This is a genomic window from Winogradskyella marincola (genome assembly GCF_029624125.1).
Taxonomy (GTDB): Bacteria; Bacteroidota; Bacteroidia; order Flavobacteriales; family Flavobacteriaceae; genus Winogradskyella; species Winogradskyella marincola.
In genome coordinates, this window is record NZ_JARSBN010000009.1 from 58,433 (window position 1) to 71,868 (window position 13,436).

At 34.1% G+C, this 13,436-nt stretch carries 14 protein-coding genes; 5 read left to right on the forward strand and 9 right to left on the reverse strand.

What is annotated here, in order from left to right; translation table 11 throughout:
- The 5 genes from P7122_RS14310 to rlmD all read right to left on the reverse strand — a co-directional run.
- Positions 1–836, reverse strand: an 836-nt coding sequence (locus P7122_RS14310) for a DUF8740 domain-containing protein (protein ID WP_496196798.1), incomplete at its 3' end; no start/stop codon positions are given.
- 6 nt (positions 837–842) lie between these two features.
- A complete protein-coding gene (locus P7122_RS14315) occupies positions 843–1,361 on the reverse strand; it encodes a T9SS type A sorting domain-containing protein (RefSeq protein WP_278006481.1) in 519 nt (172 codons plus the stop codon).
- A 372-nt stretch (positions 1,362–1,733) separates the two neighbouring features.
- Positions 1,734–2,489, reverse strand: coding sequence for a DUF6048 family protein (locus tag P7122_RS14320; RefSeq protein WP_278006482.1), 756 nt, complete (start codon positions 2,487–2,489; stop codon positions 1,734–1,736).
- On the reverse strand, positions 2,455–3,006 hold the full coding sequence (locus P7122_RS14325) for a DUF6452 family protein (RefSeq protein WP_278006483.1): 552 nt from the start codon (positions 3,004–3,006) through the stop codon (positions 2,455–2,457). Before P7122_RS14325 ends, P7122_RS14320 begins: the two co-directional genes overlap by 35 nt.
- 3 nt (positions 3,007–3,009) lie before the next feature.
- Positions 3,010–4,461, reverse strand: coding sequence for a 23S rRNA (uracil(1939)-C(5))-methyltransferase RlmD (gene rlmD, locus P7122_RS14330; RefSeq protein ID WP_278006484.1), 1,452 nt, complete (start codon positions 4,459–4,461; stop codon positions 3,010–3,012).
- A 237-nt stretch (positions 4,462–4,698) separates the two neighbouring features.
- Between rlmD and rocD the strand changes: the two genes are divergently transcribed.
- Positions 4,699–5,940 (forward strand): ornithine--oxo-acid transaminase, encoded by a 1,242-nt coding sequence (gene rocD, locus P7122_RS14335; RefSeq protein WP_278006552.1) that lies wholly within the window; start codon positions 4,699–4,701, stop codon positions 5,938–5,940.
- Positions 5,941–6,007: 67 nt separating this feature from the next.
- Here rocD and P7122_RS14340 read toward each other — a convergent pair whose 3' ends face one another.
- Together P7122_RS14340 and P7122_RS14345 are read right to left on the reverse strand one after the other, a co-directional pair.
- The gene (locus P7122_RS14340) at positions 6,008–6,370 is read right to left on the reverse strand and encodes a CCC motif membrane protein (protein ID WP_278006485.1); all 363 of its coding nucleotides are present in this window, start codon (positions 6,368–6,370) and stop codon (positions 6,008–6,010) included.
- Between the two features lie 13 nt (positions 6,371–6,383).
- On the reverse strand, positions 6,384–6,683 hold the full coding sequence (locus P7122_RS14345) for a DUF2752 domain-containing protein (RefSeq protein ID WP_278006486.1): 300 nt from the start codon (positions 6,681–6,683) through the stop codon (positions 6,384–6,386).
- Positions 6,684–6,772: 89 nt separating this feature from the next.
- On the opposite strand from P7122_RS14345, the gene P7122_RS14350 reads away from it, so the two are divergent.
- Positions 6,773–7,000 carry a hypothetical protein gene (locus P7122_RS14350; RefSeq protein WP_278006487.1) on the forward strand — a complete coding sequence of 76 codons (228 nt, stop codon included), beginning with the start codon at positions 6,773–6,775 and terminating at the stop codon, positions 6,998–7,000.
- Positions 6,987–7,538, forward strand: coding sequence for a DUF8465 domain-containing protein (locus P7122_RS14355; RefSeq protein WP_278006488.1), 552 nt, complete (start codon positions 6,987–6,989; stop codon positions 7,536–7,538). Before P7122_RS14350 ends, P7122_RS14355 begins: the two co-directional genes overlap by 14 nt.
- Here P7122_RS14355 and P7122_RS14360 read toward each other — a convergent pair.
- Entirely contained in the window at positions 7,535–8,479 is a 945-nt protein-coding gene (locus P7122_RS14360; RefSeq protein ID WP_278006489.1) for a hypothetical protein, read from the reverse strand. The two genes, P7122_RS14355 and P7122_RS14360, sit on opposite strands and share 4 nt — an antisense overlap.
- Positions 8,480–8,566: 87 nt before the next feature.
- Here P7122_RS14360 and P7122_RS14365 point away from each other — a divergent pair, with 87 nt between their 5' ends.
- Positions 8,567–9,712, forward strand: a complete 1,146-nt coding sequence (locus tag P7122_RS14365) for a cysteine desulfurase family protein (RefSeq protein WP_278006490.1) — start codon at positions 8,567–8,569, stop codon at positions 9,710–9,712.
- On the opposite strand, the gene P7122_RS14370 is transcribed toward P7122_RS14365, so the two are convergent.
- Entirely contained in the window at positions 9,702–11,528 is a 1,827-nt protein-coding gene (locus P7122_RS14370; RefSeq protein ID WP_278006491.1) for a DUF8693 domain-containing protein, read from the reverse strand. The genes P7122_RS14365 and P7122_RS14370 overlap by 11 nt on opposite strands.
- A gap of 504 nt (positions 11,529–12,032) precedes the next feature.
- Between P7122_RS14370 and P7122_RS14375 the strand changes: the two genes are divergently transcribed.
- Positions 12,033–13,436, forward strand: coding sequence for a phage tail-like protein (locus P7122_RS14375; protein ID WP_278006492.1), 1,404 nt, complete (start codon positions 12,033–12,035; stop codon positions 13,434–13,436).

Consider the following 13,436-nt stretch of genomic DNA (forward strand, 5'->3'; position numbering starts at 1 on the left):
TCGGCTCCAGCAGGTCCTTGAGGCCCTTGAGGTCCAATAGGTCCAGTTGCTCCATCAGCGCCATCAGCACCAGCAGGCCCTTGAGGTCCTACAGGTCCAGTTGCACCATCAGCACCATCGGCTCCAGCAGGTCCTTGAGGCCCTTGAGGTCCAATAGGTCCAGTTGCTCCATCAGCGCCATCAGCACCAGCAGGTCCTTGAGGTCCAATAGGTCCAGTTGCGCCATCAGCACCATCAGCGCCATCGGCTCCAGCAGGTCCAGCAGGTCCTTGAGGTCCAATAGGTCCAGTTGCACCATCAGCACCATCAGTGCCATCGGCTCCAGCAGGTCCAGCAGGTCCTTGAGGCCCTACAGGTCCAGTTGCACCATCAGCACCATCGGCTCCAGCAGGCCCTTGAGGTCCAGTTTCTCCGATTGGTCCAGGTGTAGAACTACCAGACGTTTTTGCATATAGTGCATAAGGCACACTCATAAGTTGACTTACTCCAGTAATAGTGTAAGAATTACCTCCTGTTGGATCTATTTCGGTTTTTATAAAATAGGTGTTATTTCCCCAATCTATAGTATTAAATGTACCAGTAATAGTATTACCTGTTCCAATTTCAATTGAAATTAGACCGTTTGAGTTTGTTGTAGGATTTTGAGTTTCTACATACACAGCACTTCCGTTAGTAGATCCTTCAATAAGACTAATTTGTATTCCTATACTTTGGTTGATTAATAGGTCATTATCAGAATTTCTAACAATAGCTTGGTAGCTCATTTTATCTGGAGCTTGAGCCATACCAGAAAGTGTACTTACAATTAAAATAAGTATTAGAGTAATATTTTTCATTTCAATTTAGTTTTTGATGATTTTGAAGGTTTGAGATGTTTTCTTGTCAGTGTTTTCAATTTTTAGCAGATAGGTTGCAATATCTAATTCTGAAACATTAATTGATGTTGTTTTACCTGTAATGTTACCTTCTTCAATTAATTGGCCTAATGTGTTGAATAGCTTATAAGAAAGTAGATTGGGTTTAAAATCATTAATGGTAATGTTTAAGTTTGAAGATGCTGGATTTGGAAATGTTGTAATTTCTAATTTTGTATCAACATCTACAATACTTAAAGAATTGTCATCGATATAGAATTGAATACCTTGTAAAACAGTGGTGTCTCCATCTGTTATTGTGTTTTGTGTTATCTGCCCAACAGAATAACTAACAGACCCAGTTGTACTAGTGATGTCACCACCAGAGCTTAAGACTACTTCTTGAGCTGCAGATGAACCGTAGCTAGATAGCAAAACTCCTAAAACTAGAGAAGGTAAGGGCTTAAATGCCTTTAACCTTAAATTCAAAAATTTGGTTTGTTTCATTTAGTAGGTTTTTAGATTTATTAAAATATGATTTCATCGATTAAGTGATGCTTTTGTTGGACCAAATGTAATTAAATTTTACAAACAAAAAAACAAATTAATAATTTAACATAAAGATTATTAGGGTTTTAGTTCTTGTGGTTGCAATTTTTTCTTACAAAATAAGGGGTTCAAGCTCAAAAAAAGATTTTTGGTGCTTAAAAAAAATAAAAGAAGTGATAATTTTCACTTCTTTTCAGAGTAGATTTAATCTAAAAAAATAATTTTAGAACTAAATATTGTAATGCAATATTGGTTTATAATAGTAGTTTTCTAGAAGAGATGTTAGAGATTATTTAGTATTAATATTAAGATTGTTAGGATAGGAACGTATTATTCTTTTTCCTTTTCCTGAACCACGACTTTGTCTTTCTTAAAAATAGGAACTAAGTACGATAAGTTAAAACCAAAGCCTACACCAAAACGACCACTGTCGTAAGTACGATTGAAACCAGGTATGTAAAGATTTTCAAAATTATCGGGAGCTGTTTCGGTTATTAAGCCTTTAAGTTGTGCATTGATACCTGCATAAAAATTATTAAATAATTCGGCTTTTATACCCACAATAATTTCGGCCCAAATTGCTGTAAGACCAGAGAACTCTGTACCTTCTTCAACATTAAACTGCTCATTCCAATATTGATTATAGACATTATATATGCTATAATTATTCAAAGTTTGGCTAAACGTACTGGCACCACCTCTAAAACCAATATAGATCATGTTTTCCATATCTAGCCAGTTTTTGTAGAAATTAATATCTATTCCACCTTTAAAATAACTTCCCTTGGTGGTATTGCTTAAGACTTCGTTTTCTATGGTGCGCTCTTCGTTACCAATTTCTCCAGCTAAATAGATTCTTTTGGTAAGACGATAGTCTCCCATAATTTCAAAACCTGTGTAATTATCATCTGCAAATGTTCTGGCTAGCTTACTTACATCTGCACCTAAGCGAAGTCCATACTTTTGCTTATAAATTAAAGTATCCTTTACGGTTTTCTTTTTGTCTTGAGCCATTGCTATTGTAGAAAACAATAGCAGTATAATAATACTTTTAGTGTAAGATGCGTACATGTACTGTGTTTTCATTTTCTACTATTTCTACTGTGTCAACAACTTCAATGCCACTAATCCAAGCTCCATCATCTGAAATTTCATAGCTTACCTGTATATTTTTAAATATACTTTTATATCCACATGCTCTTGATACGTATACAAATTCTGTTTCATAAGAGATTTCAATGATATCAATATTAGACTCAGTGTCTACATCATCATCTAGTCTATGATCTGTATCTTTTTCTAAAATAAAACGCGATGTAGTTATCTCACCTTCATTTCCAATAATTAGTGGTAATTCTATTGATGTTGAGTTGATATTGTAAACGAGCGTACCTTCTGTATTATCGTTTGTTGGGTTGTCGGCTAAACCTTCACCATAAACTGTTAGACGAGTTACAGGACTAATATCATCTGGTTCGTTAACATCATAAAACTCTACTATGAGTCTAGGTGTTGTAGGTGTGGTTTCTGCACAGATATCGTCGCGCTCGCAACTAATGAGTACCACTAAAAGTGATAAGAGTGTAAATTTTAACTTTTTCATCAATTATTTTTCAAACAAAACCACAGTTTCAATATGCGATGTATGTGGAAATTGATCCACAAGACTTAGCTTTTTTATCTCATAGCCAGCTTGCATTAATTGCTCGGTATCTCTGGCTTGTGTGGCTGGGTTACAAGATACATAAACCAAACGTTCTGCACCTAGGTTTATTATTTTATTTAAGGTTTTTGGCGTAATACCAGCTCTGGCAGGATCTAAAATTATGGTTCTAATTTTAGTTTTGAATTCGGGATGCTCTGTTAAGAACTTACCTACATCTGCAGCATAAAATTCTAAACCTTCAATATGGTTTCGTTTGGCATTTTCTTTAGCGTCTTCTATAGCTGAAGCAACAATATCAACACCAACAATTTTGGCATTATTAGATTTGCTGGCAACAATTTGACCAATAGTTCCGGTACCGCAAAATAAATCGAGAACAACTGTATTGTCTATAGCGTCTTTATTTTCTAAAGCATAGTCCACTACTTTAGAGTATAATTTTTCGGCACATTTTGGGTTGGTCTGAAAAAAGCTTTTCATGCTAATTTCAAAATTAAGACCTAATAGTTCTTCAACGATTTTATCTTCACCGTAAATTAAACTGATGCTTCCTGTAGTGGCAATGGTTCTATCTCCAATTTCATCATTAATGGTGTGCAATAATCCCGCAACTCTATCACCAAATAATTCAACTAAATAGTTGGCAAATGCATCTAGATCAAACTTGTCTAAATCATAAGATGTGGTTACTAAATTGAAAAGCAGTTGATTGGTTTTATAAGATTTTCTAACCACAAAATAGCGAAAGAAACCTTCCTTTTTTGGTGCATGCCAAGGTTCTAAGCCTGTATTTTCACAGTAAACTCTTATGGTTTTTAGATGGTTTTCTAGCTCAGCATCAAATAAGCCAGAATCGCTATTTAGGTTGTCTCCACACCACCAAAGACCACGACGTTTGAAGCCTAAAGTAAACTCGTCTATATCTGTTTTTGCTTCTCTGTCGTATCCAATTGCAGAAAAACCATATTCCATTTTATTGCGATAATGAAACGTGTTTGGGGAACTTACAAATTCATCAAATTTGGTTTCTATATCTTTTACTTTACCAATACGCTTGAAAAGCTCTAAAGTACTTTGCTTTTTATAATTGTGCTGTTTATCTATTGGTAACTGAATGTAAGGTGCACCAGGAATATCTTGGTATGGCATTTCTACTTCATCTTCCGAAGGTTTTAAAACATCAAGAAGTTTGCATTCGGCATATTTTTTACTCGATTTTTTTACCTGAGCTTTTACCAATTGACCTGGTAATGTATTGGGTACAAAAACTACAAATTCGCCATGCTCGTTTCTAATTCTACCTATACCTTTTCCTCCAAAAGCATAATCTTCTATTAAGATTTCTATTGTTTCACCTCTTTTTACAAACTTATTGCGTTCTCGTCTTGGCATGTACTAAAATTTTGAATGCAAAGATAGTGGCATTTTGTAAAACTCTATGCTTAAAATTGATTGCGATTATTTATAAATCGTACAGAAATTACTAAATTTACAACCTCTAGGGATGATTTCTCTCCCACGCTGCTTTTTCTAGGCTTCACCATAACTTCAAAAATGGTTACGCAAAGCTTAAGAAGGAATAAAGGTAGAGCAGGAATGGTTATTTTTTCACAATTAAATTATTTTAAAATGGCTGTTTTAGACCAATTAACATCGCAAGAAGCGATAGATTTAGAAAACAAGTATGGAGCACATAACTATCATCCATTACCAGTAGTATTGAGTAAAGGTGAAGGTGTGCATGTATGGGACTTAGAAGGGAAACAATATTACGATTTCTTATCTGCATATTCTGCAGTAAACCAAGGACATTGTCATCCTAAAATTGTTGGTGCTATGACCAACCAAGCGCAAACGTTAACCCTAACGTCCAGAGCTTTTTATAACGATATGTTAGGTAAGTACGAGAAATTTGCAACCGAGTATTTTGGTTTTGATAAATTATTACCAATGAATACTGGTGCTGAAGCTGTAGAAACTGCGTTAAAGCTTTGTAGAAAGTGGGCTTATGAAGTAAAAGGTATTGAAGAAAACGAGGCAGAAATTATAGTTTGCGAAAACAATTTTCATGGCCGTACAACTACTATAATTTCATTTAGTAATGATCCTGTGGCTCGCAAAAACTTTGGACCTTATACAAAAGGGTTTATTAAAATAGAATATGACAATTTAGAGGCTTTAGAAACAGCTTTAACAAGCAATAAAAATGTTGCAGGATTTTTAGTAGAACCTATTCAGGGTGAAGCTGGAGTTTATGTACCGAGCGAAGGCTATTTAGCTAAAGCTAAAGCATTGTGCGAGGCGCATGGTGTGCTTTTTATTGCAGACGAAGTACAAACTGGCATTGCCAGAACAGGAAAGTTGCTTGCAGTAGATCATGAAAATGTTAAACCTGATATTTTAATTTTAGGTAAAGCACTTTCTGGTGGAGCATATCCTGTTTCTGCGGTATTGGCAAATGATAATGTAATGAATGTTATAAAGCCAGGTAACCACGGAAGTACTTTTGGAGGTAATCCTGTTGCTGCTGCTGTTGCTATTGCTGCTTTAGAGGTTGTTAAAGACGAGAGTTTGGCAGAAAACGCAGAGCAATTAGGTCAACTTTTTAGAAGTGAATTAAACAAGTACATCGAAACAAGTACTATAGCTAAATTGGTAAGAGGAAAAGGATTACTTAATGCTGTAGTTATTAATGATGATGAAGAAAGTGATACAGCTTGGAATATTTGTTTAAAACTAAGAGACAATGGTTTGTTAGCAAAACCAACTCATGGTAATATTATAAGATTTGCACCGCCTTTAGTAATGAATGAAGATCAGTTGCTAGATTGTGTGTCTATAATTACAAAAACACTTCAAGAATTTGAATAAGAATTTAATGTTTCAATAAAAAAAAACCACGATTTTAAATCGTGGTTTTTTTTAAACTTTTTTCAGGTTATCTACATCCAGCTCTTTCGGCAGCTTCATAAAGCTGTTCAAGACTTTCTTCCGGAATGTTAGGATTGTTTTCAAATAAACCAATGTACCAATCAAAGAACTCACACGGATTAACCAATACCCATATTATGAAAGCAAGTCCAATAAAAGAGATAAATAATGATACGATGGCAAATATTTTTGCATTTTTCATTGCAGGTCCATTACTATATTCTTCAGGATTAGCGTTATATTTTTTTAGTTCTTGAGTGGCAATTATTATGGCTACAATTGCAGAAATTGTTCCGAGACCATAGATACAACAGCATATTATTCCTACTACAGATAAAATATAAACTAATGTTGTGTTGAGTTTTTGCATGAATTAAATTGAGTTAGTTGACAAATAGTTTTAAAATATAGTTAGTTACAGCAGCTATAAGTATAAGGCTTGCTAATCCAAGTTTTATTTTTTCACTATGCTCTATTTTTTTGAACATATCAAAAATAAGAAAAACAAAAAACAGTAGCATAGGATAAAGTGCAGGATACATTAAAAATGCATCTAAAAACTGACCTTTTATGAAAAACACAGCAGAGCGTTGCAAACCGCAACCAATACAGTCAAAGCCAAAGTGTTCTTTTATAACACACGGTAACATGTAATCTTCTATGCTTTTTATAAGTAGAAACATAAGGCTAAATTAACCATTTACAATTATACCATATAATATAAAAATAACTATTGTTTGCCTTACTTTTGCATAAAACTATTTAGTAAAGTATGAATATTTCTAGGCTAGTCAATCTTATTTTTATCATTGGAGGTGGTATTATAGCAATCTATGCTCAAGCAGGAGAAAAACAAAACACTTATTTGTTAATAGCAGGTATTGTTTGTTTAATGCTCGGTATTTACAGAACATCACGTAATATTCCAAGCAAGTTTGAAAACCAGGAGGAGGAATCTTTTGTAAAATCAGAACCAATAGAGGACGATGAAAAAAGGTGATATTGTTGAAACTATTGATGATGCAATAAGAGGTACTGTTACTAAAGTTTCTGGCACTACCATTACTATTGAAGATACTGATGGTTTTGAGTTTCATTTTGAAAAAAACGAATTGATGATAGTATCATCTAGTCAAAAGCTTGATAATGCTATCTATGATGCAGACATTGAGTCTGTAAAAAGAGAGAAGGAAATACCAAGGCGTAAAACATCGTTATCTGTTAAGCCAAAAGAGCGTCATGCGCCAAAATTTGAAGTCGATCTACACATACATGAACTAACCGATTCTACAAAAGGCATGACTAATTTTGATATGATGAACTTGCAACTAGATACTGCCAGAAAACAATTAGAGTTTGCCATTCGTAAGCGTATTCCTAAAATGGTTTTTATCCATGGAGTAGGAGAAGGAGTACTGAGACAAGAGCTAGAAACACTTTTAGGGCGTTACAACAATATTCAGTTTTACGATGCAGACTATAAAACCTACGGCATAGGTGCTACTGAAGTCAGAATTTTTCAGAATATAGAATCTTAATCCTCGTCACCTGTTACATTAAACGAATAGGTTAGGGTGCCAAAATCTATAGCATCAGAAGACAATATCTCAAGATTAAAGTCTATGATTAAGAAATTTACGGTTACTGTTCTTGTGTAAATATTACCTCCAATATGTTCTATTGGACCATAATTGGTGCTTTCTAAAGTATTAAGATAATGGTACTCTAATTCATCATCGTTTTCGCCATAGTTACGGTTTGCCAAATCTCTTGGGTTCTGGTTATCAGTACTATCTTCATCTATCGTTGGTACACCATCGCCATCATCATCTTTATCTAAATAATCAGGATTACCATCACCATCTGTGTCTAGAGGATTTGTAGTTGGGTCATCATCACCATCTAAATCATCTGTATCAATCTCGTTTATTGTTGGTACATTATCGTTATCATCATCTTGGTCTAAATAATCCGGAGTGCCATCTTCATCCCAATCTTGAGCATTAGGATAATCACCATTTTCATCCATTTCACCTCTACCTTCTAAATCTGAAGGAATACCATCGTTGTCATCATCTTCAATAGTCACTGTTGCAAAAGCAGTTCCAGAAGGTGCTTCGTAGTCATTTGTAATAGTTAAATCAGACGGAGGTATAGGGTCGCACAACTCACTACTGGTTAGATTTCTGTTGTAAGTTCTATATAAAAATCGAATAGAAGATCCGTTAATAGAAAAAGTTGTAGGTTCATCAATAGGAGTAGGCTCTGTAAACGGATATTCTTCATTACTGCCACGAGGTATTATTAAGGATAGGGATTCACTAGGATTTTCTCTGGTATCGTAGATTAGAAACGACTCTGTATTATTAGAACATAAGTCTAACTCTTTGTCAAAAACAAGATCTACAGTAAAAATATCGCCATCATCACAAGCTGTTAAAAGTAGAAGGGCAAAAATTATATAAAAGAAACGCGTCATAAACTTACATTTTGAACAAAAATAATGGATTTGTAAAATTATAACGTTGCATTATCTAAATAATTTTATTTGCGATATTTTTGTAGCATGAAGCAAGTGTATTTAGATAATGCGGCTACAACAGCCTTACGACCAGAAGTTATAAACCGTATGACAGAAGTGCTTACCAATAGTTATGGTAATGCTTCTTCTACGCATAGTTTTGGACGTTCATCTAAAGCGTTATTAGAGCAATGTCGTAAAAACATTGCTGGTTATTTTAATGTGTCGGCTTCTGAGATTGTGTTTACTTCAGGTGGTACCGAAGCAGATAATTTAGCTTTGCGTAGTGCTGTTAGAGATTTAGGAGTTACTGAAATCATTACTTCAAAAATAGAGCATCATGCAGTTTTACATACTGTAGAACAATTACAGCAAGAATACAATGTAAAGCTTAGCTTTGTTGAGTTAGATGAACTAGGCACTGTAAACTATACACATTTAGAGCGCTTATTGAAGAATTCTGAAAAAGCCATCGTAAGCCTAATGCATGTTAATAATGAAATAGGAAATATTTTAGACATTGAGCATGTGGCTAAGATGTGTAAAGAAAATGATGCTTTGTTTCATTCCGACTGTGTGCAATCTGTAGGTCATTTTAAGCTAGACTTGCAACAAATTCCAATAGATTTTTTTGCTGCAAGTGCACATAAGTTTCACGGACCAAAAGGTGTTGGTTTTTGTTTTGTTAGAAAAGAATCTGGATTAAAACCACTGATTTTTGGAGGCGAGCAGGAGAGAGGTCATAGAGCAGGTACAGAGGCTATCCATAATATAGTTGGTATGGATGAAGCGTTAAAAATAGCCTACACAAATATTGAAGTTGAAGGCGAAAAAATATCTTCAATTAAAACATATTTTATAGACCAAGTAAAAAAGGTTTTGCCAACCGTAGGTTTTAATGGCGCAAGTGTAGACAATTCAAAAAGCACCTATACTTTAGTTAATGTTTGCTTACCGTTAGATCCATCTAAAGCGGCTATGCTTCAATTTCAACTCGACCTTAAAGGTATTGCTTGCTCTAGAGGTAGTGCTTGCCAAAGTGGCAGCAGTCAACAATCTCATGTGCTCACAGAAATTCTGGATGATGAAAAATTAAAGCATCCTTCGGTACGATTTTCCTTTAGTATTTTTACAACTAAAGAAGAAATAGACTATACAGTTAATGTTTTAAAAGATATTGTTAATGCTTAATAATAATCTTTTCAGATTTTACAGCATTAGCTTTTGAAGTTACATTAACAATATACACACCATCACTTAAGTTTACCGTTGATAATTGGTAACGATTAGAAACAGAATCGTATAGTTGATTTAACATTCGTTTACCAGCCACATCAAAAACCTCAATTGTTTTTACATCTAAACCATTAGGATTTAAAACAGATAATTGATGAATATCATTATCCTGACGAATGGTTAAATCACTAACATCAAAATCATCTACTCCAAGAGATTGTCCAGGAATAAATACAATTTCAAAACGGTCAGTGTAATTGCCTGGTTCTACGTTTAAGTCGTAGTCTTGGGTTCTTAAGTCTACGTATAGGTTATTTTCAATATCGTGAATATAAATAGCTTGGGTATCTTCAAAATTTTGAATATCAAAAATTCTAAAACGTAGTGGTTGTTGTTCTTCAATATTTACAATTAAAGGAATTGTAAGAGCTTCGTCAAAAGCATAGGCTTGACAACCGTAAGCCTTATTTTGTAAATCGAAATAAGCATCAGAGTTATAAACCTGAGCAAGTTTTAATTCTAAACCTCTATCATAATCGGGTGTAGCAGAATCATGAAAATTAAGTACTAGTTGCCTTGTGTATTGGCTTTCACCTACTGTAAAATCAACATTAATCCTGAATCTTTTAAAATCCTCAGGAACTAAAGACAAACCGTTGTCTTGATACTCAATTTGGTTATTATTAGACGCAGATTCGTTTTCGCTACTATAGTTGGCCGTTCTGAAGAAGTAACTAGTTGTGCCATTTTCTTTTACAAATTCTCTCATTGAATTATTAACAGTAACTTCACTATTAGGTCCATTAATACCTTCAACCATGAAACCTTGCCCAACAGGAATATACCTTCCAGCAACTTTTGAGCCTTCAGCCTGAACAGGACCAGGAGGTGGAGTCAAGACAGGAGTTGAGTTGTCTTGAGCGTCGTAAGTAAAAAAGAGCGCATAATTAAAAGTCTCATTAGTGCCTGTAGCATCAATTGTGTAAGTAGCATAACCACCAACATAATTTTGTAATACGTGTGACGCTACATTACCATTTTGTTCCCAATAGAAAAGTGTACCATCAATTTCATTTACATTTGCAGGATCATGAATGAAGTCTCTGGCGTCTATGGCACTTGGATAAGGATTTCCGATTAATGTAAATTGAGAATCTAATACTGGGTTTGTTATTACTCCATTATTTGGTTTGCCTCTAAAGTCATATATAGTATTACCAGTTGTTGCAGTTCCATGTCCTTTCATTGTAAAACCTAGGCCTGGATTTAGGTCATTGTTAAATCCAAGATAGATCCATTCAGCATATTGGTCAGAAGCAACAAATGAATATAACCATCTTGTGGATATAACTAAAGGATCTGCTGTACCTTCGTATGCATTCGTTGGTGTGCTATTACTACTGGCTATAGGATCTGCATCACCAATAAGAGAATCATCTATTAGATTCACATGGAAAGGATTATTAATGTTACTAGGTAAAATATCTCCAACTGGTGAGCACCAATAATTGTAAGCCCATTGATTAACAGTTCCGTTTTGATAAACACTCAACTCTCCAACACCAGAATTACCTGTTGTTCCTGAGCCTTGTATTAATTGAGCGTCATCCCTTAAGTAAATTTTAGCTGTTGTTTCTTCAAGATTAACATCATCTTCTACAAATAAGACTTGGTCTTTTACAAAAACATACGCATCGTTTCTAACACTAAGTTGAGCTGAGGAAACCATGCTAAAAAATAGCAATAGTAACCCAATGAGGGAATTTTTCATACTTAAATAAATTTACAACTGTAGTTTAGTAGGGTAACCTAAAGCGGATTGATGTATGCAAAATTATAAATTTTATACAATGTGAGAAAGTATTACAACGACGATTTAAGCCTTTTACCAAGAAGTTAGAACTAAAATTAACGTTTTAGTTCAAAAATGTTGAAGATTGAGTTTACAATATTGAATTATTAGTATCAGTTTCATTTCAAAAGTTAAGACAGGTTTGTTTCAGCAATTGTATGTGTTTTTGATATTAAATAAAGAATTATTGAGGTATTCATAATAAAAATGAAAAGATCAAAATTTTAAAACAATATAATGATAACCAGTTATTTATCTTAGTTTTTTAATGTTGTGATTGTTATTGTTTTTAATGGTTTTAGCGGTGTTTTTTGAATTTTGGACTAAAAACCCGTAATTTTGATTATATTTTGATAGAAATCCCCTTAAAAACGTTACAAAATGCGAATCCCCTTAATTCTTATTTTAACGCTCTGCTTTTTTATGTCTTATTCTCAAGTTGGTATTGGAACTACAGAGCCAGATCCTTCGTCTATTTTAGAATTAAATTCAACGAGTCAAGGTTTATTAACACCAAGAATGACAACTGCTCTGCGTACTGCTATTGATAGTCCTGCAGAAGGTTTAATTGTTTACGATACAGATCAATCTTCATTTTATTATTATTCATCAGGATCATGGATTCCTCTAGAAGGGGCAGATATTAGAAATAATTATAAGCTTGTTAAAAGTGTTGCCGATCTATCCGAAGAGCTTGACGCTGGAGGAGGTTCAGAGTACTTACTTAACACCAATTTTTTGTATGAAATTAATGGTGAAGTAGCTTTTGATTTTCCAATAAATCTTAATGGCGCCTATGTAGAAGGAAGAGATACAGGATCTGATATTATAGTTAATGCTAGTGGATCTACACTTTTTACAGGTAGTAATGGAGGTAACTTAAAAACACTTAGAATAGATGCTGGAGATCAAGAGGTTTTTAATATTACAGGTTCTGGCTCGCAATCTGTTGTTGCTTATACTTTAATCATTAATAATGCATCGTCATTAGGTACATTGAGTAATTTGTACGCTGTCCTTTTTGATATTTTACAGGTTGTTAATACAGATGATGGTTTAACGGCTTCAGATATGACATCTTTCTTTATGGATAAAATATTTTGGACGGATAGCAATACAGGTACATTTTTAACGTTATTAGGCTCTTTTAATAACCTACAAATAGCAAATGGAAGAATAGTGTCTAACGCTGGTGAAGTAGGTATTGATGTTAGTAGTAACCCAACGATTAATGTATCGGCTTCGATTTCTAAAATAAGTTTTGATGGAGAAGGTACTCGTGTAAATGGCTATACAAACGGTACCTATAATGGATATAATTTTACTACCGACTATTTTATTGAAAGTCCTGGTATCCCTAGAGAAACGGATGATAATGCAACAGGAAACATAGTTTTAAATGCAGCGTATGGTTCAGGTATATACACAAACTTTACAGGTACAGGAACAGCAAGTCGTAGAAAAATAAATGGTGCCACATCTTCAGATGATCTTTTTAGGTTTTCAGCTTCTGGAAATAATAGAATTGTTTACGAAGGAAGAAAGACAAGAAGGTTTACTATAAACGCAAGTTTATCTTTTAGAGGTGATACAAACAATGATATTTTTGTGTTTTATATAGCAAAAGGAAATAGTGGTAATGCTACAGCAACTGTAGATGAAAACACAAAGGTCTATAGAGAGATAGGTTCTAATTTTGATGTAGGAGCTGTTTCTATAACAGGATCTATTGAACTTTCTACAGGCGATTATATCGAAGTTTGGGCAGAAAGACTATTAGGTTCTGGCGATTTACTGGTAGCGTCTATGAATATGGTTGCTAGATAA

Coding starts and splice junctions, on each gene's coding strand:
- P7122_RS14315 (WP_278006481.1), bottom strand. CDS start 1,361: ATGAAACAAACCAAATTTTTGAATTTAAGGTTAAAGGCATTTAAGCCC.
- P7122_RS14320 (WP_278006482.1), bottom strand. CDS start 2,489: ATGAAAACACAGTACATGTACGCATCTTACACTAAAAGTATTATTATA.
- P7122_RS14325 (WP_278006483.1), bottom strand. CDS start 3,006: ATGAAAAAGTTAAAATTTACACTCTTATCACTTTTAGTGGTACTCATT.
- rlmD (WP_278006484.1), bottom strand. CDS start 4,461: ATGCCAAGACGAGAACGCAATAAGTTTGTAAAAAGAGGTGAAACAATA.
- rocD (WP_278006552.1), top strand. CDS start 4,699: ATGGCTGTTTTAGACCAATTAACATCGCAAGAAGCGATAGATTTAGAA.
- P7122_RS14340 (WP_278006485.1), bottom strand. CDS start 6,370: ATGCAAAAACTCAACACAACATTAGTTTATATTTTATCTGTAGTAGGA.
- P7122_RS14345 (WP_278006486.1), bottom strand. CDS start 6,683: ATGTTTCTACTTATAAAAAGCATAGAAGATTACATGTTACCGTGTGTT.
- P7122_RS14350 (WP_278006487.1), top strand. CDS start 6,773: ATGAATATTTCTAGGCTAGTCAATCTTATTTTTATCATTGGAGGTGGT.
- P7122_RS14355 (WP_278006488.1), top strand. CDS start 6,987: ATGAAAAAAGGTGATATTGTTGAAACTATTGATGATGCAATAAGAGGT.
- P7122_RS14360 (WP_278006489.1), bottom strand. CDS start 8,479: ATGACGCGTTTCTTTTATATAATTTTTGCCCTTCTACTTTTAACAGCT.
- P7122_RS14365 (WP_278006490.1), top strand. CDS start 8,567: ATGAAGCAAGTGTATTTAGATAATGCGGCTACAACAGCCTTACGACCA.
- P7122_RS14370 (WP_278006491.1), bottom strand. CDS start 11,528: ATGAAAAATTCCCTCATTGGGTTACTATTGCTATTTTTTAGCATGGTT.
- P7122_RS14375 (WP_278006492.1), top strand. CDS start 12,033: ATGTCTTATTCTCAAGTTGGTATTGGAACTACAGAGCCAGATCCTTCG.